General features: G+C 69.3%; 25 protein-coding genes and 1 pseudogene. 11 read left to right on the forward strand and 15 right to left on the reverse strand.

The genetic code is table 11. The annotated features are described in order from the left end of the window. Nucleotides 1–142 precede the first annotated feature (142 nt). Nucleotides 143–352: a hypothetical protein gene (locus tag AB0D34_RS23480; RefSeq protein WP_362664377.1), complete on the forward strand. Its 210-nt coding sequence runs from the start codon at nucleotides 143–145 to the stop codon at nucleotides 350–352. After that, nucleotides 345–572, forward strand: a complete 228-nt coding sequence (locus AB0D34_RS23485; RefSeq protein ID WP_362664379.1) for a hypothetical protein — start codon at nucleotides 345–347, stop codon at nucleotides 570–572. Before AB0D34_RS23480 ends, AB0D34_RS23485 begins: the two co-directional genes overlap by 8 nt. A 611-nt stretch (nucleotides 573–1,183) precedes the next feature. Here AB0D34_RS23485 and AB0D34_RS23490 read toward each other — a convergent pair. The 4 genes from AB0D34_RS23490 to AB0D34_RS23505 form a co-directional block, all read right to left on the reverse strand. Next, nucleotides 1,184–2,107: a S41 family peptidase gene (locus AB0D34_RS23490; protein WP_362664381.1), complete on the reverse strand. Its 924-nt coding sequence runs from the start codon at nucleotides 2,105–2,107 to the stop codon at nucleotides 1,184–1,186. A gap of 264 nt (nucleotides 2,108–2,371) precedes the next feature. Then, entirely contained in the window at nucleotides 2,372–2,773 is a 402-nt protein-coding gene (locus AB0D34_RS23495; protein WP_362664383.1) for a hypothetical protein, read from the reverse strand. A 105-nt stretch (nucleotides 2,774–2,878) separates the two neighbouring features. Further along, nucleotides 2,879–3,793: a hypothetical protein gene (locus AB0D34_RS23500; protein WP_362664385.1), complete on the reverse strand. Its 915-nt coding sequence runs from the start codon at nucleotides 3,791–3,793 to the stop codon at nucleotides 2,879–2,881. A gap of 33 nt (nucleotides 3,794–3,826) precedes the next feature. After that, nucleotides 3,827–4,240 (reverse strand): ATP-binding protein, encoded by a 414-nt coding sequence (locus AB0D34_RS23505; RefSeq protein WP_362664387.1) that lies wholly within the window; start codon nucleotides 4,238–4,240, stop codon nucleotides 3,827–3,829. Nucleotides 4,241–4,441: 201 nt separating this feature from the next. On the opposite strand from AB0D34_RS23505, the gene AB0D34_RS23510 reads away from it, so the two are divergent. From AB0D34_RS23510 to AB0D34_RS23520, 3 genes are read left to right on the forward strand one after another with little or no spacing between them, the layout of a single operon-like run. Next, complete coding sequence (locus AB0D34_RS23510; RefSeq protein ID WP_362664388.1) at nucleotides 4,442–5,293, forward strand: DUF5753 domain-containing protein; 852 nt, start codon at nucleotides 4,442–4,444, stop codon at nucleotides 5,291–5,293. Then, nucleotides 5,290–5,523, forward strand: coding sequence for a DUF397 domain-containing protein (locus tag AB0D34_RS23515; protein WP_362664390.1), 234 nt, complete (start codon nucleotides 5,290–5,292; stop codon nucleotides 5,521–5,523). Before AB0D34_RS23510 ends, AB0D34_RS23515 begins: the two co-directional genes overlap by 4 nt. Next, a complete protein-coding gene (locus AB0D34_RS23520; RefSeq protein ID WP_362664392.1) occupies nucleotides 5,520–6,263 on the forward strand; it encodes a class I SAM-dependent methyltransferase in 744 nt (247 codons plus the stop codon). Before AB0D34_RS23515 ends, AB0D34_RS23520 begins: the two co-directional genes overlap by 4 nt. Nucleotides 6,264–6,268: 5 nt before the next feature. Here AB0D34_RS23520 and AB0D34_RS23525 read toward each other — a convergent pair whose 3' ends face one another. Together AB0D34_RS23525 and AB0D34_RS23530 are read right to left on the reverse strand one after the other, a co-directional pair. Continuing rightward, nucleotides 6,269–7,204 (reverse strand): EamA family transporter, encoded by a 936-nt coding sequence (locus AB0D34_RS23525; protein ID WP_362664394.1) that lies wholly within the window; start codon nucleotides 7,202–7,204, stop codon nucleotides 6,269–6,271. Nucleotides 7,205–7,345: 141 nt separating this feature from the next. Next, nucleotides 7,346–7,798 carry a GNAT family N-acetyltransferase gene (locus AB0D34_RS23530; protein ID WP_362664396.1) on the reverse strand — a complete coding sequence of 151 codons (453 nt, stop codon included), beginning with the start codon at nucleotides 7,796–7,798 and terminating at the stop codon, nucleotides 7,346–7,348. A 161-nt stretch (nucleotides 7,799–7,959) separates the two neighbouring features. On the opposite strand from AB0D34_RS23530, the gene AB0D34_RS23535 reads away from it, so the two are divergent. Together AB0D34_RS23535 and AB0D34_RS23540 are read left to right on the forward strand one after the other, a co-directional pair. Continuing rightward, nucleotides 7,960–8,358, forward strand: coding sequence for a type II toxin-antitoxin system RelE/ParE family toxin (locus AB0D34_RS23535; protein ID WP_362664398.1), 399 nt, complete (start codon nucleotides 7,960–7,962; stop codon nucleotides 8,356–8,358). Next, nucleotides 8,355–8,660 carry a helix-turn-helix transcriptional regulator gene (locus AB0D34_RS23540; RefSeq protein WP_362664400.1) on the forward strand — a complete coding sequence of 102 codons (306 nt, stop codon included), beginning with the start codon at nucleotides 8,355–8,357 and terminating at the stop codon, nucleotides 8,658–8,660. The genes AB0D34_RS23535 and AB0D34_RS23540 overlap by 4 nt, the downstream gene beginning before the upstream one ends. Nucleotides 8,661–8,794: 134 nt before the next feature. On the opposite strand, the gene AB0D34_RS23545 is transcribed toward AB0D34_RS23540, so the two are convergent. Beyond that, on the reverse strand, nucleotides 8,795–9,382 hold the full coding sequence (locus tag AB0D34_RS23545; RefSeq protein ID WP_362664402.1) for a hypothetical protein: 588 nt from the start codon (nucleotides 9,380–9,382) through the stop codon (nucleotides 8,795–8,797). Between the two features lie 29 nt (nucleotides 9,383–9,411). Next, the gene (locus AB0D34_RS23550) at nucleotides 9,412–12,273 is read right to left on the reverse strand and encodes an FAD-binding and (Fe-S)-binding domain-containing protein (RefSeq protein WP_362664404.1); all 2,862 of its coding nucleotides are present in this window, start codon (nucleotides 12,271–12,273) and stop codon (nucleotides 9,412–9,414) included. A 91-nt stretch (nucleotides 12,274–12,364) separates the two neighbouring features. Between AB0D34_RS23550 and serC the strand changes: the two genes are divergently transcribed. Next, the gene (gene serC / locus AB0D34_RS23555; protein ID WP_362664406.1) at nucleotides 12,365–13,483 is read left to right on the forward strand and encodes a phosphoserine transaminase; all 1,119 of its coding nucleotides are present in this window, start codon (nucleotides 12,365–12,367) and stop codon (nucleotides 13,481–13,483) included. A gap of 67 nt (nucleotides 13,484–13,550) precedes the next feature. On the opposite strand, the gene AB0D34_RS23560 is transcribed toward serC, so the two are convergent. From AB0D34_RS23560 to AB0D34_RS23585, 6 genes and pseudogenes are all read right to left on the reverse strand, one after another. Beyond that, nucleotides 13,551–14,441 (reverse strand): hypothetical protein, encoded by an 891-nt coding sequence (locus tag AB0D34_RS23560; RefSeq protein WP_362664408.1) that lies wholly within the window; start codon nucleotides 14,439–14,441, stop codon nucleotides 13,551–13,553. A gap of 145 nt (nucleotides 14,442–14,586) precedes the next feature. Beyond that, nucleotides 14,587–16,191 (reverse strand): alpha/beta hydrolase, encoded by a 1,605-nt coding sequence (locus AB0D34_RS23565; RefSeq protein WP_362664410.1) that lies wholly within the window; start codon nucleotides 16,189–16,191, stop codon nucleotides 14,587–14,589. A gap of 107 nt (nucleotides 16,192–16,298) precedes the next feature. Continuing rightward, nucleotides 16,299–16,481, reverse strand: a complete 183-nt coding sequence (locus AB0D34_RS23570; protein WP_362664845.1) for a hypothetical protein — start codon at nucleotides 16,479–16,481, stop codon at nucleotides 16,299–16,301. A gap of 52 nt (nucleotides 16,482–16,533) precedes the next feature. Continuing rightward, nucleotides 16,534–18,048: a cellulase family glycosylhydrolase gene (locus AB0D34_RS23575; protein WP_362664411.1), complete on the reverse strand. Its 1,515-nt coding sequence runs from the start codon at nucleotides 18,046–18,048 to the stop codon at nucleotides 16,534–16,536. Between the two features lie 114 nt (nucleotides 18,049–18,162). Beyond that, nucleotides 18,163–18,970 (reverse strand): annotated as a pseudogene (locus AB0D34_RS23580) (ABC transporter permease). Beyond that, nucleotides 18,967–19,932 carry an ATP-binding cassette domain-containing protein gene (locus tag AB0D34_RS23585; protein ID WP_362664413.1) on the reverse strand — a complete coding sequence of 322 codons (966 nt, stop codon included), beginning with the start codon at nucleotides 19,930–19,932 and terminating at the stop codon, nucleotides 18,967–18,969. Before AB0D34_RS23585 ends, AB0D34_RS23580 begins: the two are co-directional and overlap by 4 nt. Nucleotides 19,933–20,017: 85 nt before the next feature. Between AB0D34_RS23585 and AB0D34_RS23590 the strand changes: the two genes are divergently transcribed. Next, nucleotides 20,018–20,791, forward strand: coding sequence for a TetR/AcrR family transcriptional regulator (locus AB0D34_RS23590; RefSeq protein ID WP_362664414.1), 774 nt, complete (start codon nucleotides 20,018–20,020; stop codon nucleotides 20,789–20,791). Here the strand turns inward: AB0D34_RS23590 and AB0D34_RS23595 are convergent. Further along, nucleotides 20,774–21,775 carry a WD40 repeat domain-containing protein gene (locus tag AB0D34_RS23595; RefSeq protein WP_362664416.1) on the reverse strand — a complete coding sequence of 334 codons (1,002 nt, stop codon included), beginning with the start codon at nucleotides 21,773–21,775 and terminating at the stop codon, nucleotides 20,774–20,776. The genes AB0D34_RS23590 and AB0D34_RS23595 overlap by 18 nt on opposite strands. 110 nt (nucleotides 21,776–21,885) lie before the next feature. Here AB0D34_RS23595 and AB0D34_RS23600 point away from each other — a divergent pair, with 110 nt between their 5' ends. After that, on the forward strand, nucleotides 21,886–22,563 hold the full coding sequence (locus tag AB0D34_RS23600; RefSeq protein ID WP_362664418.1) for a GDSL-type esterase/lipase family protein: 678 nt from the start codon (nucleotides 21,886–21,888) through the stop codon (nucleotides 22,561–22,563). Between the two features lie 72 nt (nucleotides 22,564–22,635). Beyond that, a partial coding sequence (locus tag AB0D34_RS23605; RefSeq protein WP_362664821.1) for an NADP-dependent oxidoreductase occupies nucleotides 22,636–23,497 on the forward strand: 862 nt, incomplete at its 3' end.

Raw genomic sequence — 23,497 nt, forward strand, 5'->3', positions numbered from 1 at the left:
AACAGCATGGCCGGAGCCGTGGCCCGGTTCTACGAGGTCAGGTGGGGTCCAAGAGAAAACACCAGCAATCTCGAACACATGACGAGCAAATTCGAGAAAACAGCGTACCGCCGGACAACTGCCCGCTTCTAGCGTCCGGTTCATGGCTACGAAGGAACGCAACAACGTCGACCCGCACACAGCGGCGGAGACCTTGAGAGCAGCGCTGTCCGATGTCGGGATCGTCCTGCCCTCGCTGAGGGTCGATCCCGCCTCCCCTCAACTGCGGCTGATCGAGCTGGGGCGGGTGCGCTCAGACGTCGCCGCGCGCCTGGCCGAAGCGATCCGGCGGGGGGCGACACGTGATGACTGAGCCGCAGGGCACGTTGGTCCTCGACACCGAGCGCAACAAGCTGGGCTACGTCATGGGTCACGAAGGCCCGTACATTCAGCTCCGGCCGGTTACAGGCGGGCGCGAGTGGGACGCCGACCCTGCTCTCGTCCGCCGTGCCACCGACGAGGAGCGGCAGCACGCCATGCGGGAACGCACCCGCGCCCTGAACTCGGCGAGCAGCGGTGGCGTCTTCTCATGACCGCGCCGGACACCTCGACCATGTCAGCCGAGTGCGCCCTCGCCCAGCAGCCGGGCTACAAGGACCTTCACCGCGAATGCCGACAGACGAAGGACGTGTCGCTGCCTCACGGTCACGGGGTTCTACTGGTGCACCGCTGTGCCTGCCCCCACCACCACGCCCCCGCCGGGTGACGCCTTCTCATGCAACTTGACCAGGATGGGGCTCTGTTGTGTGCCACAGTCCCCGTTTCAGGTCTGGGCCGACCGCGGCTACGCCGGCGACCTCGTCGACTCGGCCCGCGAACGCCTCTGGCTCACCCTGCGCATCGTCTCCCGGCCCAAAGGAGTCAAGGGCTCCATCGTGCTTCCCCGCCGTTGGAAAGTCGAGCGGACGATCGGGGGGTGCGGCCACGATCCACGGCCAAGTCATCGCATCCTTCCGAACGGCCGAATCACCAGACTGGTCACGCCTGACCGACACACCTCAACAAGATCGTCTTGTGAGCTCTTACGCACCGGGGCCACCAGGGCCGCAGTCAGCTCGTGATCCGCCGCCTCACCCGGAAACCGGCACAACGTCAGACGCGGACCGCCACGGCGGCGATGGCAGCCGCCGCCTGACGGCCGACGTCACTGACACTCAGCCTGCTTGCGCAGCCAGTTCTCCGCTGCCTGCAGAACTTGGTCCGCATGAGCTCCGCTCCTCAGTTTCATGGTGGGGATCTCCTCGTCAGGAGAGATCGGCGCATCGTAGCTACGGCCGGTACGGTCAGCGTCCTTGACCTCTGTGAGGACCAGCAAGGCACCGTCGGAGAGGCGATGGTCGTTGTTCCCGGTGGGGACGCCGTACGTGTCCTCGCCGAAGGACCGGGTCTGCGGTCGCCCCCGGAAGGCGACCGCCACCGCCTCACCCGCGCTGGCCGTTCCCCCGTCGGTCAGGACCGCGACCGGGGCGGCAGGGTCGGCCACGGGAGCGCTGTCTCCCCAATCGAACGGTCTGCCGTTCTCTCTCGGGCTGCCGTTCTGGATCGTCCACGGGTACTTCTTACCGTCGGGATCCACGAACACGCCGATCTTGCCGTCCCCCAGAACCGGGCCTGCGACGGCGAGCATGGGCCACATGTTCCCACCGTGGTTGCCGCGCAGGTCCACGACCCAGCCGCACGCCCCCGGGCGGTCAGCCTTCGCCACCGCCTCGCGGCCCTGCCGCACATACCGCTTGTACACCACGTCAGATCCCTGTACTGCAGGCAGTGACACGTACGCCACGTGACTCCCCAGCGAGCGAGCCTCCGGCCCTTGGAAGGAAGAGTCGGGCGGAGCCTCGATCACCTCTTTAACCTGCTTGGGATCGAAGAAGGAACTGTGCCCATCGCCGACTGTCCGAAGGGCGAAGCGGATCGCGTCGTAGGTGTCTGACGGCTTCTGCGCGGCCCGGGCCTGCGAGAACGCCTGGCGGCGTACCTCCGTCCACTTGACCTGATGGCGGAGGAGCGCATTCTTCTCCATGATGTCCAGCACCTTCGACAGGTATGACCGGGCTGCGCCCGACATTCTTGGCCCTTCTGCCGCCTCCGAACGATCCGTGCATCCCGTCCCCGCAGCAAGGACACTCACCAGCCCAGCCCACGCAGCCCAACGCAGCAACCGTCCCCGCCCCATCCCTACCCCCAACTCTGCGATCACGAGCAACCCTAGGCTGCCGAGCAGTCGCGCTGGGGTTGGATTAGTGCAGAAAGACGTTGTCAGGCGGCGATGGCCACCGGAACCGGATCGGAGCGAGAGCGGCACCCGGAAAGAGGTGTGGGCGGGCCCGTGTCATTCCATCAGCGAGGCCCGGATGCGTTCAATGGCGCGCAGCACCTCAGCGCGGTTCCTTGCCCTTTTGATCCAGGTCGGCAGACGAGCCACGGCCGTCATCCTGCGGCCCGGCTCATGCCAGGGAGCGTGCTCCCGCAGGGAGGCCTGCACGAACTGCCTGATCAACTCCAGGTGTTCCGGGTTGTATGCCCACAGCCAGCCATGTCGCGTCTCGGTCTGAAGGAACAGCGGCTCGTGAAAATAGGGATCCACAGCCTGTCCCGTGCCCCGGAAGAAGTGGACGCCTCCTCCCTTCGACTCCCTCGACAGCCCGCAGTTGCGGCAGACTAGACGGCGCTTGGCGAACATCGATGGAGCCGGATCATCGACACTTCGGGGGAACGGCTCGACATGGGCCACCTTGGAGCAGGTTGGGCAGCGCACGAGGATCGCATCAAGAAGGTCGTACTTCGTCCAGCGAGGGTCCCGGAACCGAGACGACGCGAGCCTCGATGTCACCTGCTGTCAGCCCTGGCCGTCGGCGAACAGGTCGTCCGCCGTCGTCGCGTGGACCGCGCGCTGGGCCCACGTTTCGAGCTGGTCGAGGTCGGAGCAGGCCTCCACGCGGGCGCGTACGGCATCCGGTACGGGGATGCCCCGCCATTCCAGGATGCGCAGGGTCATCTGGGCACGGTCCCTGACCATGCCTTCCTCGCGGCCCTGCTCCCGTCCCTGCTCGCGCCCCTGCTCCCGCACCTGCTCCGCCAGCGGGTGCCGCCAGAAGTAGTTGATCGCCGTCATCAGGTCCCTCCAGATCTGCTGCGCCTGGGGATCGGCCAGGCATGAGTCGACGAACTGCACGAAGACTGCTGCGCTCTCCGCGTCGATGGTCCGCAGGGCGGCTGCCAGCGACTCCAGTATGGCCGCGGACTTCGGCCCCCGGCCATGTGTCATCGCCGAGAGCACCGCAAGGGGTACGTCCTGTGCGGCCTCCCGCTCGTCCGCGATGACCGGCACGTTGTCCGGGCCCAGGACGAAGGGGCGCACGGTCAGCGAGGGGCACCCCCGCACTCCGAGATGGATCGGCTGCGCCGCCCACCGGGCCGTCGCGCTGTTCTGCGTGACGACGATGAGGACGGGCTCACAGCGGTACTTCTCGTACAGGTAACTGAGGTAGTACGGCCAACTGCCCCACTTGCGCTTGTCCGGCTTGCCCTGCGACTCCACGACCAGCAGGTAGGCCCCCTCGTCGGTCTCCGCCCGCAACAACGTGTCGACCCGCCGCTCCACCGGCTCGACCTCGGTGACATCGACGTTCATGGCGGCGAACTCACGTGGTTCGGGAATGGGTACGCCGAGGACCTGCTGCAACGCCCGTGTCAGCAGCGCCGGATCCTTCTGGAAGATCCGGTGCATCGCCTCGTGCGACGAACTGACCATCACCTCTCCCTTCGATACGACGTGATCAACGAGCTACGCCGCGGCCAGGTCACACCACACGAACTTGCCTTGCCGACCCTGCCCCGTGAGCGGACTCCAACCCCACATGTCCGCGCAGGCTCGGATCATCGCCAGGCCTCGGCCCGCCTCCGCGTCGGTCAGCGTTTCCAACTCCCCTGGGGGTTCGGGCGGTTCGGGGCTTGCATCCCATGCGCCGATCCGCAGCACCCCCGCCGACCAGCGGATCCTGAGGGCGGCTGGGCCCTTCGTGTGGCGTACGGCGTTGGAGACCAGCTCCGTTGCGAGGAGCTCCGCGAGGTCGACGAGGGGGATCAGGCCGTGCATCGTCAGGATCAGGCGGAGGGTGCGGCGGCTGACGGTGACGGCTCGGGGGTCGTTGGGGATGTGGAGGACGTACTCCCAGGGTTCGGGGTCGTTTTCGGGCATGAGGGTGACTCCGTTCAGGTGAGGGGTTCGACGGGCGGTGGCAGTGCCGCGCCGTCATGGCAGGACGGGGCGGTGCGCTTCCGCACTGTGTGCGTCGCGTCACCGACAGTAGGGCTATCATGTCATCCGGGGCAAGCCGGTCGCGTAATCTGCCCCTCGAACGAGTCGCCCCACCAGGCGTGTTGAACCGAGGAGCAGTCGATGGTTCTGAGGCGCGAGCCCACGGCACGCCAGATGCGCTTGGCTGCCGAACTCCGCAGACTCCGCGACGCGGCAGGGCTGTCAGCCGCCGAGGCCGCGGCGCTGATCGGGACAGGGCGTGTCCAGATCACTCACATCGAGACGGGCCTCACGGGCGTGAGCGAGCAGCGGCTGCGCAGCCTCGCGGCTCACTACGCCTGCACGGATGCCGAGTTCATCGACGCCCTGGTCATGATGGCCACCGATCGCACACGCGGCTGGTGGGAGGAGTACCAGGGGCTGCTGCCCACGTCGTTCCTGGACCTGTCCGAACTGGAGTACCACGCCTCGTTCCGCTGGGACGTGGACTTCCTGCATGTGCCGGGCCTCTTCCAGACCGAGGACTACGCGCGGGCGATCTTCTCCCGCCGGATCCCGGAACTGCCCGCTCAGGACCTGGAGTTGCGCGTCCGGCATCGGATGCAGCGGCGGGCAGTCCTCGATTCTCCGCAGCCGATTCCGTACGAGGCCGTGGTCCACGAGGCGGCACTGCGCATCAGGGTCGGTGGCCGGGCCGCCTCACGGGCGCAGCTGACCCACATCCTGGAGCTCTCCGAGTCCGAGCACGTCACCGTCCGGGTCATCCCCTTCGAGCTGGACGACTTCGCCGACGTCACCGCCGCCATGGTGTACGCCGGCGGTGCTGTCCCGAAGCTGGACACCGTGGTGCGCGACGGTCCTCACGGCACGCTTCTCATCGACTCCGAGGCACAGCTAGGCGTCTTCCGAGCGCTCTTCCATAGAGTTGAAGGCGTGTCGCTCGACCCCGTGCGGTCGCGTGACCTCATCCACAGCCTGGCCAAAGAACTGTGAGGCACCCGGTGAACATCCTCGGCGACTGGAGGAAGTCCTCCTACTCCGGCAGCGGCGACGGCAACGCCTGCGTGGAGATAGCCCACCGCAACACCCACATCGCCGTACGCGACTCCAAGCACCGCACCCACGCCACCCTCAATTTCCAACGCACCACCTTCGCCACCTTCATAGCCGCCCTGAAATTCCCGCGCCCCCACCCCCGCCCCCGCAGTACCGTCCCCCGGTGACCGACAACGACGGCTACTTCTCCGAACCCATCGCCGCGACCTACGACGAGTCCTCCGCGGACATGTTCGCCCCGGACGCCGTGGAGCCCGCCGTAGACCTGCTGGCTGAACTCGCCGGCGGCGGCCGGGCCCTCGAACTCGGTATCGGGACCGGGCGGATCGCCCTGCCGTTGGCGGCGCGAGGCGTCGACGTGCACGGCATCGAGCTGTCCCGGGCGATGGCGGACCGGCTGCACGCCAAGCCCGGTGGGGACGCGATCGGCGTGACGATCGGGGACTTCGCGACGGCCAAGGCGCCCGGCGACTTCACCCTCGCCTACCTCGTCTTCAACACGATCATGAACCTCACCACCCAGGACGCCCAGGTGGACTGCTTCCGCAACGTCGCCGAACACCTCGCCCCCGGCGGGACGTTCGTCATCGAAGTCATGGTCCCCGACCTGCGGAGACTCCCGCCCGGGCAGAACGCCGTCCCCTTCCACGTCGGCGACCGGCGACTCGGTTTCGACACCTATGACCTCGCCACCCAGGCCATGGCGTCCCACCATGTGAAGGTCACGGAGGACGGGCAGGGCTCCCTCTGGTCCATCCCGTTCCGGTACGTCTGGCCCGCCGAACTCGACCTGATGGCCCGGCTGGCGGGCATGCGGCTGCGGGACCGGTGGCAGGACTGGGGGCGGACGCCCTTCAACCACGACAGCCGTCAGCATGTCTCCGTGTGGGAGAAGACCGCGGGCTGACAAGGTCAGTCGACCGAAGAGGTGGCGGCCTTACCCCGCCCCACCTGCGTACGCACCGCCCCCATGCTCGCCGCGATCACGAGCGCGATGGCGAGTGCCTGGACCGCGGACAGGGCCTGGTCGAGGATCAGGAAGCCCGCGAGGGCGGCCAGGGCCGGCTCCAGGCTCATGAGGATCGCGAAGGCGGCGGAGGGCAGGGTGCGCAGCGCGAGGAGTTCGAGGGTGTAGGGCAGCACGGAGGACATCAGGGCCACCGCCGCGCCCAGGCCCACGGTCACCGGGTCGAGGAGTTTCGTGCCCGATTCCGCGATGCCCAGCGGCAGGAAGGCCAGCGCGCCGATCGCCATCGCCAGGGCGAGGCCGTCGGCCTGCGGGAAGCGGCGGCCGGTGCGTGCGCTGAAGACGATGTACGACGCCCACATGGCGCCCGCGGCCAGGGCGAACACCACGCCCCACGGGTCCAGGTCGCCGAAGTCGCCGCCGCCGAGGAGGAAGACTCCGGCGAGCGCGAGTCCGGCCCAGACCGCGTTGACCGCGCGGCGGGAGGCCAGGACGGAGAGGGCGAGCGGGCCGAGGACCTCCAGGGTGACCGCGGGGCCGAGGGGGATGCGGTCGACGGCCTGGTAGAAGAGGCCGTTCATCGCGGCCATGGTGAGCCCGAAGGCGACGACCGTGCCCCAGTCGGCGCGGGAGTGGCCGCGCAACCGGGGGCGGCAGACGAGCAGCAGGACGACCGCGGCGGCCACCAGGCGCAGGGTCACGACACCGAGCGCCCCCGCCCTCGGCATCAGCAGTACGGCCAGCGCGGCGCCGAACTGCACGGAGACACCGCCGGCGAGCACCAGGCCGACGGGTCCGAGGGTGGTACGGCGGCGGGGCGCGCCGACCGCGGTGGCCGGGGCCGTGGTGGCGTGGGCGGTGGCGGTGTCGGGCGTGGTCACGGGCGGTCCAGATGATCGGCTCGGGGTGGTCCGGTGCAGTGCACCTCACCGTCCAGCAGGGTGCACTTCCGAGTTCAGGGTAGTGGACTGCGTCAGGTGCGTAAACTTCTTATGCCACTGTTTCGGGGTCGCCAGGACCCCTCAGCCCGTGCGCGGCTCCCGCACCATGAAGACGTCCACCGGGTTCTCGCTCTCCACGCTGAACCCGTGCCGCTCGTACAGCCGTCGGGCCGCGCTGCCCTGGAGGACGTTCAGGCGGACGAGGGTGCCGTCGGCGTCGGTCCGTTCCAGCAGGGTGCGCAGGACGGCCGAGCCGAGGCCGCGGCCCTGGAGGTTCGGGTCGATGAAGAAGTGCTCCAGCCAGTGCGCGTCCTCGGCGGGGCGCAGGGCGACACAGCCCGCGAAGCGGCCCTCGGCCAGGATGACCGACGCGTGCGGCGCGACGAAGGAGTCCCGGAAGCGCTGGCGCACCCGATGCTCGTCGAACCGCCCGAGCCGCTCCAGGTCGGGGCGCATCACCACGGCCCGCAGTTCGGCTATCGGCTCGACGTCGTCCGGCTCCGCGGGGCGCAGGGTCCAGGTGCTGGTATCCATGGCCGGAGTCTCTCAGCCCGTTGACCGCCTGCCATCCCGCACCCCGAACGCCTCCAGCACCTCTGCGTCCGTGCCCGCGTCCCGGCCCCTTGAGCAAGGGCCCCAGCGCCACAAGGGACCTTTCGCTTGCCCGAAATATTAGTTCGTGCTAATTTTTTGTGGTGGCCGAACCCTATGAGCTGCGGTTCTTTGAAGATGTGCTGGACTGGATCAAGACGCTTGCCAAAGAGGACCCGGATAGCCACCTTCATGTCATAGCCGCCCTGGAACGGCTCCAGGAGGTGGGTCCGGCGCTCCGCCGTCCGACGGTCGGCGCGATCGAGAAGAGTCGTTACCGGAACATGCGGGAACTGCGTCCGCGCAGCGGTGGGGCGGTGAGCATCCGGATGCTGTTCGTCTTCGACCCGGAACGGCGGGCCATCTTCCTGGTGGCGGGCAACAAGGCGGCCGGGCGGCAGTGGGCAGCCTGGTATCCCAGGGCGATCAAGGAAGCGGACGGCAGGTACACGGCCTATCTTGAGGCGCTGGAGCAGGAGAAGAAGGAAGGGCAGGGCAGATGAATCTCGGCACCATGGCCGACCTGACGGCCGACATCACCCCCGAGAAGCGCGAGCGCATCGATGCCATCAAGGCGGAGATGGTCGACGCCGAGCGAGGACACGAACTGGCCGCCCTCCGGAAGGCCCAGGGCTTCACGCAGATCCAGGTCGCCAAGGCCATGGGGGTCACCCAGGGGCGGGTCAGCCAGATCGAGCGGGGCCTCGCCCGCCTGGACACCTCGACCATGGCCGCATACCTGCACGCGATCGGTGGCGAGCTGACCATAACGGCCACGGTGGGCAACCTCTCCGTGAAGCTGTAGAAGGCAGCCCAACCGGTTGGACGTGGTGTCTGGCGAGCGCTTCTCCGCGCCGGTGAACGATCACGCAGACAAGAACCGCGACGCGGCGCAGAGCGGAACGGTCATGGCCCCACCCTGCCCGCGTCGATGCGCGTTCAGCCCTTGTCGGCAGGCGCGAAGTGCACCGGGATGTACTGGTCGTAGAGCCGGCTGCTGGTGGCCGTGAAGTCGGCGCGGGTGACGATCGCGCACTGCACGGTGACGTCGCAGACGGCGCCGTCGGCGATCTCGGGCTTGAGGTCGAGGGTGGTGGTGAACCGGCCGCCCTTCTCGTAGGGGATCGTGACGCCGGGCGTGCCCGTGCCCTGGTCGGTGATGCGGCGGGCGGAGCCGTCCGTCGACTCACGGCCGCCGAGGCAGGGGGTGGGAAGGGTGGTGTAGGTGGAGGGGTCGCCGACCCGGACGCCGTCGGGGATCACGCAGAACGCGAGGAAGATGCCCTGGGCGCGGTTGTAGCCCTTGCCCCGGACGTCGACCGTGCCGCCCACGGCGGGCAGCAGGGTGGACTCGGCGGTCAGCCGCAGGTGGAAGGTCTCACCGGCGTCGGTGGTGACCGTGCGGTGCGCGTGGCCTGTGAACGGGGAGGCACTCGCGGTGCCGGCGAACGGCAGCAGCGCGGCGAGTCCGGCGGCCGTGGCCGCGAACGCGCCGCGCAGCAGGTTTGTGGTGGTGGGGGGTGTCATGGGGCGGATTCTGCCTGCTCGCGGGCTGCTCACGGCCTTCGGTCGAGGGCCTGCGCCAATACCTCCACCAGATGTTTCCCTCGTAGACCCGCGAGTTGCTCCAGCTGCGTACGGCAGGAGAACCCGTCGGCCAGCACCACCGCGTCCTCGGGCGCCTCACGCACCGACGGCAGCAACTGTTCCTCGGCGCAGGCGCGTGACACCTCGAAGTGTCCTTTCTCGAAGCCGAAGTTGCCCGCCAGACCGCAGCAGCCGCCGGTCAACTCGCCGGTGAGGCCCGCGGCTTCGCGCAGGCGGCGGTCCGCCGCGTCGCCGAGGACCGCGTGCTGGTGGCAGTGGGTCTGGCCGACGACCGGCCGGTCCAGGGCCGGTGGCCGCCAGTCGGGGGCGAGTAGCTCCAGCGCCTCCGCGAAGGTGAGCACCCGGCCGGCGAGACGGGCGGCACGCGGGTCGTCGTGCAGCAGCTCCGGGAGGTCGGTACGGAGGGCTGCCGCGCAGCTCGGTTCCAGGACGACAACCGGAGCCGGGGTCTCCAGTACCGGGGCCATCAGGTCAAGGGTGCGGCGCAGCACCGTACGGGCGCGGTCGAGCTGGCCCGTCGACACGTACGTCAGGCCGCAGCAGACGCGGCCACGGCCCCGCAGCAGGGACACGGGGTCGAGGGCGACGGTCGTCCTGTCGCCCGTCGGCGCCTTCTCCAGGCGCACGGTGGGCGGGAGCACCACCCGCAGCCCCGCAGCCTCCAGCACGCGTACGGCCGCCTGCCCGACAGCCGGGGAGAGGTGCTCGGTGAAGGTGTCCGGCCACAAGATGACCGGATCACCGGTACCACGGGCCTTCCGCCCGCCCCACCACCGGCTGAACGTCTCCGTCGCCACCTTCGGGATCCGCCGCTCCCCCGCGATCCCACCGAGCCGTTTCGCGACGGCCGCCAACGGCCGTACCGCAGCGAGGGAGTTGACCAGCGGAGCCAGCCGCAGCCGGTCCACCCAGCGCAGCCACACCGGCAGCCGGCCCATGCTGTAGTGGGCGGCAGGCCGCCGTCGCCCCGCGTAGTGGTGGTGCAGGAACTCCGCCTTGTACGTGGCCATGTCGACCTCGACCGGGCAGTCGGACCGGCAGCCCTTGCAGGACAGGCACAGGTCCAGCGCGTCCCGCACCTCCGTCGACCGCCAGCCGTCCGTGACCAGTTCACCGGCCAGCATCTCGTGCAGCAACCGGGCACGCCCGCGCGTGGAGTGCGCCTCCTCGCCGGTGGCCCGGAACGACGGGCACATCACCGCGGACCCGGTCGCCGACGTCGTACGACATTTCGCGACCCCGACACAGCGTCGTACGGCCGCGGAGAAGTCACCGCCGTCGGCCGGGTACCCGAACGCGACGTCGACGGGCTTGCGGGGCAGGACGGAGAAGCGGAGGTTGGAGTCCAGGGGCGCAGGGCGGACCAGCATCCCCGGGTTGAGCAGGTCGTCCGGGTCCCACACCGCCTTCGCCCGCTCGAACAGCCCGACCATCTCGTCGCCGTACATCCTCGGCAGCAGTTCGGCCCGCGCCTGCCCGTCCCCGTGCTCCCCGGACAACGACCCGCCGTGTGCCGTCACGAGATCGGCGAGCTCCTCGGAGAAGCGGCGGAACCTCCCGATCCCCACCTCCGTCAGCAGGTCGAAGTCGATACGGACGTGGATGCAGCCGTCGCCGAAGTGTCCGTACGGCGTCCCGCGCAGCCCGTGCGCGACCATCAGCCCCCTGAAGTCCCGCAGATACGCGCCGAGCCGCTGCGGCGGCACCGCGCAGTCCTCCCAGCCGGGCCAGGCCTCGGAGCCGTCCGGCATCCGGGTCGCCGTGCCGCTGGCGTCCTCGCGGATCCGCCACAGTGCCCGCTGCCCGGCCGGGTCGGTCACCACGAGCGCGTCGAGGACGTCGGCGGCGCGCACGATCTCCTCCGCACGCGCGCGTGCCTCGGCCGGCGACTCCCCGCCGGTCTCCACGAACAGCCAGGCCCCGCCCCTGGGCAGCGCGGCCGCCGAGGGCACCAGGTCGGCCGCCATGCCCTCCACCGTCAGGGGGCGGTGCGACAGCAGCCCGGCGGCGGCCTCGGCGGCCGCGCCTTCGTCCGCGTACCCCAGCACCGCGAGCGCACGCGCGCGTGGCGCCTCGACGAGTCGTACGACGGCCTCGGTGAGGACGCCGAGCGTGCCCTCGCTGCCGCAGAAGGCCCGGGCGACGTCGGCCCGGTGCTCCGGCAGGAGGGCGTCCAGGGCGTATCCGGAGATCCGGCGGGGCAGCTCGGGGAACCCGGTCCGCAGCCGCGCGAGCTCCCCGTCGACCAGCTCCCGCAGCCCCTCGGGAGCCCCGGACCACCCCTGCCCGAGCCGCAGCCGCTGCCCGCGCGCGGTGACGACGTCGAGCTCGCTCACACTGTCCGCCGTGGTCCCCCACGCCACCGAGTGCGACCCGCACGAGTTGTTGCCGATCATCCCGCCGAGCGTGCAGCGGCTGTGGGTGGAGGGGTCGGGGCCGAACCGCAGCCCGTGCGGGGCGGCGGCGTCCTGGAGGCGGTCGAGGACGAGGCCGGGCTGGACGACGGCGGTACGGGCCTCGGGGTCCAGGGAGACCAGCCGGTTCATGTGCCGGGTGAAGTCCAGCACGACTCCGGTGCCGGTGGCCTGTCCGGCGATGGAGGTACCGCCCCCGCGGGGGACGACGGGGACGCGGTGCGAGCGGCACACCTCCAGTACGGCGGCCACGTCGTCGGCGTCCCGTGGGGCGACGACCCCGAGGGGGACGCGTCGGTAGTTGGACGCGTCCATCGTGGTCAGGGCCCGGGAGGTGACGTCGAAACCGACCTCACCCCGGACGACCTTCCGCAGATCGGCCTCAAGATCCGTCATGACTCCAGCAAACCAGTCCGGTCAACACCGCCGCGTCTCACCCGACGGACTACGTTTCGACCAGGTTTCCTCCACCGGCTACGCTCCCCTCGTGGCTGAGATCCAGATTCCCGCTGACATCAAGCCCGCCGACGGTCGATTCGGCGCGGGCCCCTCCAAGGTGCGGGTGGAGGCGCTGGACGCCCTCGCCGCAACCGGCACGTCCCTCCTCGGTACCTCCCACCGCCAGGCCCCGGTCAAGAACCTGGTCGGCCAGGTACGCGAGGGCATCTCCGAGCTGTTCCAGCTCCCCGAGGGCTACGAGGTCGTCCTCGGCAACGGCGGCTCGACCGCGTTCTGGGACGTCGCGACGCACGGCCTGATCGAGAACAAGTCGCAGCACCTGACCTTCGGCGAGTTCTCCTCCAAGTTCGCGAAGGCGTCCAAGCTGGCCCCGTGGCTCGCCGAGCCGACCGTCATCTCCTCCGACCCCGGCACGCACCCGGAGCCGCAGGCCGAGGCGGGCGTCGACGTGTACGCCTTCACCCACAACGAGACCTCGACGGGTGTCGCGGCCCCGATCAAGCGCGTCGCGGGCGCGGACGCCGGGGCCCTGGTCCTGGTGGACGCGACGAGTGGCGCCGGCGGTCTCCCGGTGGACGTGTCGGAGACGGACGTCTACTACTTCGCCCCGCAGAAGTCCTTCGCCTCCGACGGCGGCCTGTGGATCGGCGTGTTCTCCCCGGCGGCGATCGAGCGCGCGGAGCGTCTGCACGCGTCCGGCCGCCACATCCCGGAGTTCTTCAGCCTGCCCACGGCGATCGACAACTCCCGCAAGAACCAGACGTACAACACCCCGGCGCTGGCCACCCTCTTCCTCCTGAACCAGCAGCTGGAGTGGATCAACGGCCAGGGCGGCCTGGCATGGTCCACGGCCCGCACGAAGGACTCCTCGACCCGCCTCTACTCCTGGGCGGAGGAGTCCAAGCACGCGACCCCGTTCGTCACGGACCCGGCCAAGCGCTCGCAGGTCATCGGCACGATCGACTTCGCCGACGAGATCGACGCGGCCGCGATCGCCAAGGTCCTGCGCGCCAACGGCATCGTCGACACCGAGCCCTACCGCAAGCTCGGCCGCAACCAGCTGCGCGTGGCGATGTTCCCGGCGATCGACCCGGCGGACGTCGAGGCGCTGACGAAGTGCGTCGACTATGTGATCGAGAAGCTGTAGCCGTTTTCAGAGGTACGACGACGAAGGGCGCCCGGCGGACACCGGGCGCCCTTCTCGCATGTTCGGGCTACTCCTCGCCGAACAGTTCCTCGGCGTTCTCCACGGTCAGGGAGCGGTCGAGCCAGGTCTCCAGGATCTCAAGGTCGACGCAGGCCATGACCCGTTCCTCCACGGACTCGGAGACCTCGACGCCCCGCGTACGGAGGACCCGAAGGACGGCCTTGGCCTCACCCTTGGCCTCACCTTTGGCCTCACCATCGGAGTGAACCTTGGTCCAAGCCTCCTCCATCACGCTGCCGAAGCCAGGGAAGTTCGGGGTGTACACGGCCATCAGTCGCCTCCAATGATCGCGGGCCGGACCTTCGTCCAGACCGACCTCGATGTATTCGGCCCATTTCGCGTTGGGCCCCAGCACCGGCGCCACCGCGTCCAGTATCGCAAGGATGGCCGGGTCCTTGCCGTTGATGAGAATGGAGATGGTGGTGAGGGCCAGGTCTTTCGCCGCCTCCTCCGGGTCGGTGATCGGACGCACGCCGAACGGCCCCACGACCAAGGGAAACACCTCCATGCTCGTATGGAAACTTCGCCCGATGCGGATGGGCTGCTTCGCCCACGCCGCCGTCTTCTTGTCCCGGCACACCACCAGCAGAATCGGCGGCAACCGGTACTTGGCGTACATGTGCGCCAAGTAGTACGCCCAGCTGTTGTGCTTGTCCGGGTCCGGCTGGCTCTGCGACTCGACAGCGAGCAGAAAGCCGCCCTCCTCGTCGACCGTGCGAACCCGGAAGAAGCTGTCCACCCGGCGCTCCAGCGGCCTGATCTCGGTGAGATCCGTGTCGAGCGGCTCGATCGAGCTGTACTCGGGGAACTTGACGCCTGCCTCCGGCACGAGGCGGGCCAGGAGGTCTGTCTCCTCCCGGAAGATCCGGTGCACGGCGTCATGTTGCGAACTGACCATGCGACGGAACGTAATCGAGCAAACACACGCTCCACGTTCAGATGCCCACATGATCAACCGCACGGGTGAACATGTCATCGGCGATTGACAGACAGCGAGGGCGCCCGGTGAACACCGGGCGCCCTCAAGGTCGTTCAGGTCGGGCTCAGCCTCGGAAGCCGAGCATCCCGTGCAGGGCGGCACCGCCGGGAACCGTGGCGCCCGGCTCCGATGTGCCACTCAGGGCCGACTTCGCCGGCTGAGCCTCCAGCGGTGTCGGGTCCGGGAGTTTCTGGCAGACCGCGTCGGCCGTGCCGTGTCCGCGCGGGACCGTGCCGTCGGTCAGGTACTTCACGAGGTACTTGTCGAGGCAGGCGTTGCCGCTCAGGGTGATGCCGTGGTTGCCGCCGCCCTGCTCGACGACCAGGCTGGAGTTCTTGAGCAGGTGGTGGACCCTCACACCGCCCGGGTACGGAGTGGCCGCGTCGTTCGTCGCCTGGAACAGGAGAACCGGCGGGAGCTTGGAGTTGGCGACGTTCACCGGCTTGAGCGACTTGGTCGGCCAGAAGGCGCACGGCGCGTTGTACCAGGCGTTGTTCCACGCCATGAACGGGGCCTTCTCGTACACGGCCCAGTTGTCCTTCTGCCACTGCTTCCAGTCCCGCGGCCAGGACGCGTCACGGCACTGCACGGCCGCGTAGACGCTGTAGCCGTTGTCTCCGGAGGCGTCGATCGCTGCGAAGTTCTCGTACGCGTCGACCAGCGGGGCGGCGTTCTTGTCGTTGACGTACGCGGCGAACGCGTCGGCCAGGTAGGGCCAGTAGCCGTTGTAGTAGCCGCCCGGGATGAACGTGTCCTCCAGCTCGGCCGCGCCCACCTTGCCGCCGGCCGGCTTCTTGGCCAACTCAGCCTGCATCGCGTACCACTTGGCCTCGATCGCGGCCGGGTCGGTACCGAGCTTGTACGTGGAGTCGTACTTGGCGATCCACGCCATGAGCGCCTTGTGGCGGGCGTCGAAGGCGTAGTCCTGCGAGATGTTGTCGTCGTACCAGACCCCGTCGGGGTCGACGATCGAGTCGAGGACCAGCCGGCGCACGTGGCTCGGGAAGAGCTTCGCGTAGACCTGGCCGAGGTAGGTGCCGTACGAGTAGCCGAAGTAGTTGATCTTCTTGGCGCCGAGGGACGTGCGGATCGAGTCCATGTCCTTCACGGCGCTGATCGTGTTGATGTACGGCAGCACGCTCGCGTACTTGCTGCCGCATGCGGCGGCGAAGGACTTGGCGCGCTTGAGGTTGGCCTTCTCGATCGCGGGCGAGCTCGGGACGCTCTCCGGACGCACCGGGTTGAAGTAGCCGGGCTTGCAGTCGAGGGCGGGCTTGCTCTTGCCCACGCCCCGCGGGTCGAAGCCGATGACGTCGTACTGGGACGCGACCGCCTTGGGCAGCGAGGAGGCGACGAAACCGGCGAGCGTCAGTCCGCTGCCGCCGGGTCCGCCCGGGTTGACCAGCAGCGGGCCCTGGTACTTCTTCGCGGTGTGCGGCACCCGGGACACGGCCAGGGTTATCTGGGGTCCCTTCGGCCTGGCGTAGTCGAGCGGCACCTTCACCGACCCGCACTGCAGGGTCGGATAGTCGTCGGTCCCGCACTTCTTCCAACTGACCTTCGCCACCTGGGCACCGCTCACGGACGTGCTTGCCTCGGCCGGAACGGCCGTGACGGTACCCGCCAGGACGACGGCCGCACCGCACAGCACAACTGCGCTTCTTCTCATGGCCGGATCCTGCCGAAGAAACACTCGTATGAGAAACGTCTGAACGAAAGTTTTGAAACACCTTTGATCCAGGGGTACTTGGTGCACACCCGACCCGCAGCGCGCCCTCACGCCGCTTCCGCGCGGACGATCAGTGTGCCGATGTGGCCGGCGGGTGGAGCGTCGAGCACCCGCGCCTCGACCGAGGCGGAACTCCTTGCCGTGCTTCGGCGGTCGCCCGCCCGGGGGTAGGCCAGGGCGTACTCCTTGAGCGAGGGCGTCGGACGTCGCATCACGCGGTCGGAGCGCATCCGTCCCAGTGAAGAAGGCAGAGCGCCCGACGAGAACCGGGCGCCCCTCTCCTCACGTCGCCGTACAGCTCACACTCGGTACACCTCCACCTCCGGGCGCTCCCCCGAACCCGAAGCTCGCCGAACCGCCCACCGCGACAGCCCCGTTGTGCGAGGCGTTCGTCGCCGTCACGGCCGAGCCGGTCTGGGTGTACGAGGCGTTCCACATGCTGGTGACCTTCTGGGCGCCGGGCCAGGTCCAGGTCACCTTCCACGACTTGAGAGCCGTCGTCCCCGAATTGGTCACCTTCACCTCGGCGTTGAAGCCGCCGCCCCAGTCGCTGCTGACGGAGTAGGCGGCGGTGCAGGCCGCCGTGCCGCCGCCGGGGTCACCCGGATCGGTTCCACCGCCCGAGCCCGGGAACCCCGGTGCCTTCACGCTCGCCAGGTAGCCGTCCTTCACCGTGTCGACCGTCTGCCAGTCGTCCTTCAGAATCCCGCCCGTGTCACCGGAGTTGGGGTTCCATGACCAGAAGGTCCAGTGGAAGGAGTCCGCGCCGTACGTCGACGTCGGGCGGAGGTACGAGACCAGTGCCGCCAGCCACTTCTGGTCCACCGTCGACGTCAGCGTCGTGCCGAACTCGCCCACCCACACCGGCGCGATGTTCTGCTTGAAGATGTAGCCCCAGTACTTGTCCCAGATCCCCGGCATGTTGGCGGGGAAGGACGGGTCGCTGAACCAGCTCTGCTGGGCCACGCTCGTCGCGTAGTCGTGGGCCGAGTACACGACCCGGTTGGCGACGCTCAGCTGCACCGGGTACTGGGCCACCCCCATCAGGTTGCCGCCCCACCAGCCCGAGACGCCGTTGAAGGTCTGCACACCCTCGACGAAGATCAGCAGGTCGGGGTTGACCCCCAGCACCGCGTTCCCCGCCCGCTGGGCCGCGAGGCGCCAGTCCAGAGAAGCGTCCCCGCAGCCCCAACACGCCGGATCGTGCGGCTCGTTGTGCAGATCTATGCCTACGACCGCGTCCTGGCCCTTGTAACGCGTCGCCAGTGCCTTGAGGTTGGCGATCCACGTCGACTCCGGCACCGCGGCCGTGTACCAGAGCGCCGACTGGCCGCCCGCGTCCGGGCGATGCCGGTCGAGGATGACCTTGAGGCCGTCCTGACCGGCGTACGACACGATCTTGTCCAGGATGCCGAGGGAGTTGAGTCCCTGGAGGTCGGCGTTCTTGCCGCTGGAGAAGTCGATGCTGTTGGGGACGGTCCCCGGCTTGAAGATGTCGTCGCTGAACGGGATGCGGATGGTGTTGTAGCCCAGCGACTTCATCTGGTCGATCATGGACTTGTAGTCGCGGGACCAGAGGCCGTGGACCACGTAGTTGCCGGTCTCGAAGCCGAACCAGTTGATCCCGGCGATCCGGACCGGCTGCCCGGAGGCGTCCAGGATCTGGCGACCGCTGGTGTGCCAGTAGCCGGCACCGGCGTCGGCCCTCGCCTCGGCAGCCTGGGCCGTCTGCGCTCCGACCAGGAGCGGTAACAGAAGTGCCGCCGCACACAGCGCTCTTCGCAAACTGCGGAACATGTTCGCTGCTTCCTCTCGAAGGGGGAGCAGGCCCGGAACCATGATGGGAGCGCTCCCACCATCCTGCACCTCCCATGGAAGTCAGGTCACATGGACACGTCAAGACACGGGACGCTACCTACTCAGCTTCTGGAACCTCCGCACCGCCAGCGGCAGGAAGATCGCCGTCAGCACCACCGGCCACACCCCGGCCATCAGCAGCGCGTGCTGTTCCACCCAGGAGTCCCCGCCCCCGACCGGCGTCCCGAACAGGTCACGGGTCGCCGCCGCCGTGGAGGAGATCGGGTTCCACGCGGCCACCGCGCCCAGCCAGTCGGGCATCAGCTGCGGTGCGACGAAGATGCTGGAGATCATCGTGAGCGGGAAGGCGACCGCGAACAGGCCGCCCGCCGCCTCCGGGTTGGGGACCATCAGGCCCAGCCAGACCCCGATCCAGATCAGCGCGAACCTGAGCCACAGCAGCAGGCCGAACGCGGCCAGGAAGCCGAACCCGCCGTCCGGACGCCAGCCCATCGCCATCGCGGTGAGCATCATGATGGCCAACTCGGCGCAGGCGACGAGGAGATCGGTCACCCCGCGCCCCGCGACCACCGCGGAGGAGGCCATCGGCATCGAGCGGAACCGGTCGATCACGCCCTTCGTGGCGTCGTACACCACCAGGGTCGCGGTGTTGATGAAGCCGAAGGCCATCGTCATCACGAACATGCCGGGCATCAGGAAGTCCTTGTAGTCCCCGCCGCCGGGCACCTGCATGGCGCTGCCGAAGATAGCCGTAGAGCAGGACGGAGAGGATCGGGAACCCCAACTGCCAGGCGATGTTGATCGGTTGGCGCTGGTAGTGGGTGAGGCCGCGGCGGACGATGTTCCAGACGTCGGCGAGGACCCAGTAGGTGCGGCCGCGGGTGGCCTCCATGGTGCTCATGCCGCTGTCTCCTTCTCCGTGCGGTGTCCGGTCAGGCGCAGGAACACGTCGTCGAGGCTCGGCCTGCGCAGTCCGATGTCCTCGACCTTCACGCCCTCGTCCTGGAGGGTGCGGGCGACTTCGGTGAGCGCGGAGACCCGGTCGACGACGGGGGCGTGGACCCGCAACTCCCCTTCCTCCGCCTCGGGTTCACCGTCGGAGACCCGGGCGACGACCTTCACCACGCGCGGGATCTCCGACCGCTCGGCGACCACGACCTCGATACGGTCGCCGCCGACCCGGTCCTTGAGGCCGTCCGGGGTGTCGTCGGCGATGGCCCGGCCCTGGTCGATGACGGTGATGCGGGAGGCGAGCTTGTCGGCCTCCTCCAGGTACTGCGTGGTCAGCAGGACGGTGGTGCCGCTCGCCACCAACGCCCGTACGGACTCCCAGACTTCGCCGCGGCTGCGGGGGTCGAGTCCCGTCGTCGGCTCGTCGAGGAAGAGCACGGCGGGCGCGAGGATCATCGAGGCGGCGAGGTCGAGGCGGCGCCGCATGCCGCCGCTGTACTTGCCCACGCCCTTGTCGGCGGCGTCGGTGAGGTCGAACTGCGACAGGAGTTCGGTGGCGCGCTGCTTGGCCCGCTTGCCGCCGAGGTGGAACAGCCGGCCGAACATCTCCAGGTTCTGCCGGCCGGTGAGGACCTCGTCGACGGCGGCGTACTGCCCGGTGAGGCCGATCCTCGACCGGACCTCGCGCGAGTGCCGGACCACGTCCAGTCCGGCGACCGAGGCCCGGCCGCCGTCCAGCCTGATCAGCGTGGACAGGATGCGGACCGCCGTGGTCTTGCCCGCGCCGTTCGGCCCGAGCAGGCCGTGCACGGTGCCCTCGCGGACGGCGAGGTCGAAGCCGTCGAGGGCGTGTTTCTCGCCGTACCTCTTCTCCAGCCCCTCGGCGTGGACGGCGTATCCGTCGTCGGACATGGCTCCCCCTTCTCGTGAATTGAGTACAGCGTACCCGATTGCGCGTACGGTGTACTCAGTATTTCCGCGGAACTAAGCTGCACCCATGACGAGCAGCGGGGACACCAGTGGCAGCGGGGACATCGTCCGCACGCTCGAACTGCTGTGGGACGGCACCCCGCGGCCCAGCCGGGGCCCGAAGCCGGGGCTGACGCTGGACCGGATCGTGGAAGCAGCCGTCCGGATCGCGGACGAGGAGGGGTTCGACTCGGTCTCGATGCGCCGGATCGCCACCGAGCTCGGCACCGGCGCGATGTCCCTGTACCGGTACGTCCCCGGCAAGGCCGAGCTCCTGGATCTGATGCTCGACCGCGTCCAGCGCCCGTCCGAGAACCCGGCCGACCTCGGCGACGGCTCCTGGCGCTCCGCCCTGGAGGCCATGGCCCGTGCCACGCTCACCCTCTACACCCGCCATCCCTGGCTGCTCGGCGTCAACCAGGCCCGTCCGCTGCTCGGTCCGAGCGCGCTGGACGGGATGGAGAAGATGCTGGGCCGGATCCGCCCGATGGGGCTGACCGACCCGGAGCTGGTGTCGGCGGTCATCATGGTCGACGGGTATGTCGTCGGGGCCGCGCGCACGCAGGTCTACCAGCGGGAGGCGGAGCGTACGTCGGGGATGACGACCGCGGACTTCTTCGCGGCGCAGGCGCCGTTCATCGAGAAGGTCATGGCCACCGGCCGCTATCCCGTCCTCGGGTCCCTCGCCGAGGACACCTGGAGCCCCGAGTTCGACCACTTCGAGTTCGGGCTCCAGCGCATCCTGGACGGGCTTGAGGTGTTCGTCGCGCGCAGGCGCGGGGAATCAGCTACGGCGCAATAGCCGTCGGAGTCCGAAGAACCCGACGACGGCCACCAGGGCGAGGGCGCCGATCTTGACGGTGCTGTCGGAGCCTCCGTCGCCGTCGCTTCCGGAGGCCGAGGAACTCCCGCTCCCCGAAGGGGACTTGGAGCCGCCGTCGCCGGGCGCGCCCTGCGCCTCCACCTCGCTGTCGGCGCCCTCCATGCCGAGCAGGAGCTTGGTGCCGTCCGGGGAGTAGGAGACGGACTCGCCCTGTCCGAGGGGCACGCTGAGCCGCCCCTCCTTCTTGATGTCGCCGCCGTTCCAGTCGTACCAGATACCGCCGAAGTACCCGCGTACGACGAGCTGTTGGCCGTCGGGCGAGAACGCGGCGTCGGTGGCCCACAGGTCGACGGGCCGCACCGGCCTGAAGAGGTTCGTGCCGGAGGAGGAGAGCTTCGCGGGGCCCGCGTACAAGTGCCCGCCGTCCTCCTGCTTGTCGATGATGTAGACGCGCCCGGTCCTGGGGTGGACGACCATGGACTCGGCGTCGCGCGAGCCGTCGGAGTACTTCACGACGTACTGCGTGGCCTTGACCGTCTGGTCCTTGAGCTCCTTCGGCTCGGGCAGCTTGTAGATCCACACGTACGGCCAGGTGACCCCGTCGTTGTCACCGATGTCACCGACCCAGATCTGGTTGTCGGGGCCGATGGAGATGGCCTCGACGTCCCGCGGGGTGCCCACGCCGGTCATGGTGATCCGCGCGACCGTCTTTCCCGTGCTGCTGTCGACGGCGTAGAGGTAGGCGCCGGTGTCCTGGTCGTTGTGGGTCCAGTAGATGCCCGGGTGCTGCCGCGAGGCGGCGAGGCCGCTGGACTCGGTGATCCGGGGGTCGGAGATCGTGAACCCCTTGTCCCCCTTGCCGTCGCTCCCCTCTGCGTCCACGGCGGAGGCACTTTGGGCGGTGGGCAGGGTGAACACACCCACGAGCAGGAGTCCGGCGAGCAGGGCAGACGGTCGGCGCATGCGCCAAGCCTGCCATCTCGCTCCGCGAAGGTAGGGCGCGTGGTCATCTTCACAGCCCCGGGATGCGCGAGATCTCCTACCCGCCGGTAGGAATCACCGATGATGAGCGCATGCTGCGATTCATGCCCGTCGGCGACTCCATGACCATCGGCAGCGCGGGCGAGCACACCTGGCGGTACCGGATGTGGCAGCACCTGCGCGACACCTACGGCGGCCCGTTCGACCTGGTGGGCCCGCGCGAGACGCTGTACGACAAGGCGGCGGACGCGCCGACGTCGTACGCGTACGCCGATCCCGACTTCCCGCGGGCCCACCTGGCCGGCTGGGGCGAGGGCTGGCTGCACATGGCTCCGCTGATCGGCGAGGCGGTCCGGGCGCACCGGGCGGATGTGCTCCTGGTGTCGCTGGGCCTGATCGACCTGGGTTTCTACACCAACGCGGAGCAGACGGCGGAGAACGTACGCGCCTTCGTCGCCGAGGCCCGCCGGGTGAACGCGCGGATCCGGATGACGATCCTCCCTGTGATCCCCAACGTACGGGCGGAGTCCGACGCGCCCTTCGCGACGGAGGTCACCCGCTTCAACGAGCTCCTGGCCAAGGCGATCGCCGACCTCGACGAACCCCGCTCCCCGCTGCTGCCGGCCTCGCCGCCGGCGTCGTACGACATCCACCACGACACCTACGACGGCACCCACCCGAACGCGAGCGGCGAGCACAAGATCGCGGCGGCCTTCGCGGAGGCGATGCACCAGGCGTGGGGCGTGGGCGAGCCGTACGAGGCCTGCTGAGGGAATACCGGCCCGCCCCAAGGCCGTTGAAGGCGCCGCCCTGTCCCCGTGAGGAAGCGCGGTGAGCTGGTGATGAAGGCGGTGCGGTTCCACGAGTACGGCGGGATCGATGTGCTGCGGGTCGAGGAGGTGGCGCGGCCCTCGCCCGGCGCCGGGCAGGTGCTGGTCGAGGTGCGGGCGGCCGGGATCCAGCCCGGCGAGGTGATGATCCGCGAGGGCGCGCGGCACGACCGCTGGCCGGCGACCTTCCCCTCCGGGCAGGGCAGTGATCTGGCCGGGGTGGTGGTGGAGACGGGTCCGCAGGTGCGCGGGTTCGCGGTGGGCGACGAGGTGCTGGGCTTCACCCACCAGCGGGCGAGCCACGCTCAGTTCGTCGTGGCCGAGGACGTGAACCTGGTCTCCCGTCCGCCCGGGCTGCCCTGGGAGGTGGCCGGGTCGCTGTACGTGGCCGGTACTACCGCCTACGCGAGCGTGTTCGCCGTGGACCCCGTGCCCGGTGACACGGTCGTGGTGTCCGGTGCGGCGGGCGGTGTCGGGTCGCTGGCCGTGCAGCTCGCGCGGCGGCGCGGTGCCACGGTGATCGGGCTGGCGAGCGAGCGGAACCACGGCTGGCTGACGGAGCGCGGGGTCGTGCCGGTCGCGTACGGGGAGGGCGTGACCGAGCGGATCCGTAAGGCCGCGGGCGGGAGCGTCGACGCGTTCGTGGACACGTTCGGCGAGGGCTATGTGAAGCTCGCGGTGGAGCTGGGAGTGCGCCCCGAGCGGATCAACACGATCCGCGACTGGCGTACGGCGGCCAGGGTCGGTGCGCGGACCTACGGCGAGGGCTCGGCGGCCTGTGCGGTCGTGGTCGGCGAACTCGCCCGGCTCGCCGCGCGCGGGGAGCTGGAGGTGCCGGTCGCCCGTGTCTATCCGCTGGACGAGGTGCGGGAGG

The organism is Streptomyces sp. NPDC048420 (assembly GCF_040651535.1).
Lineage (GTDB): Bacteria > Actinomycetota > Actinomycetes > Streptomycetales > Streptomycetaceae > Streptomyces.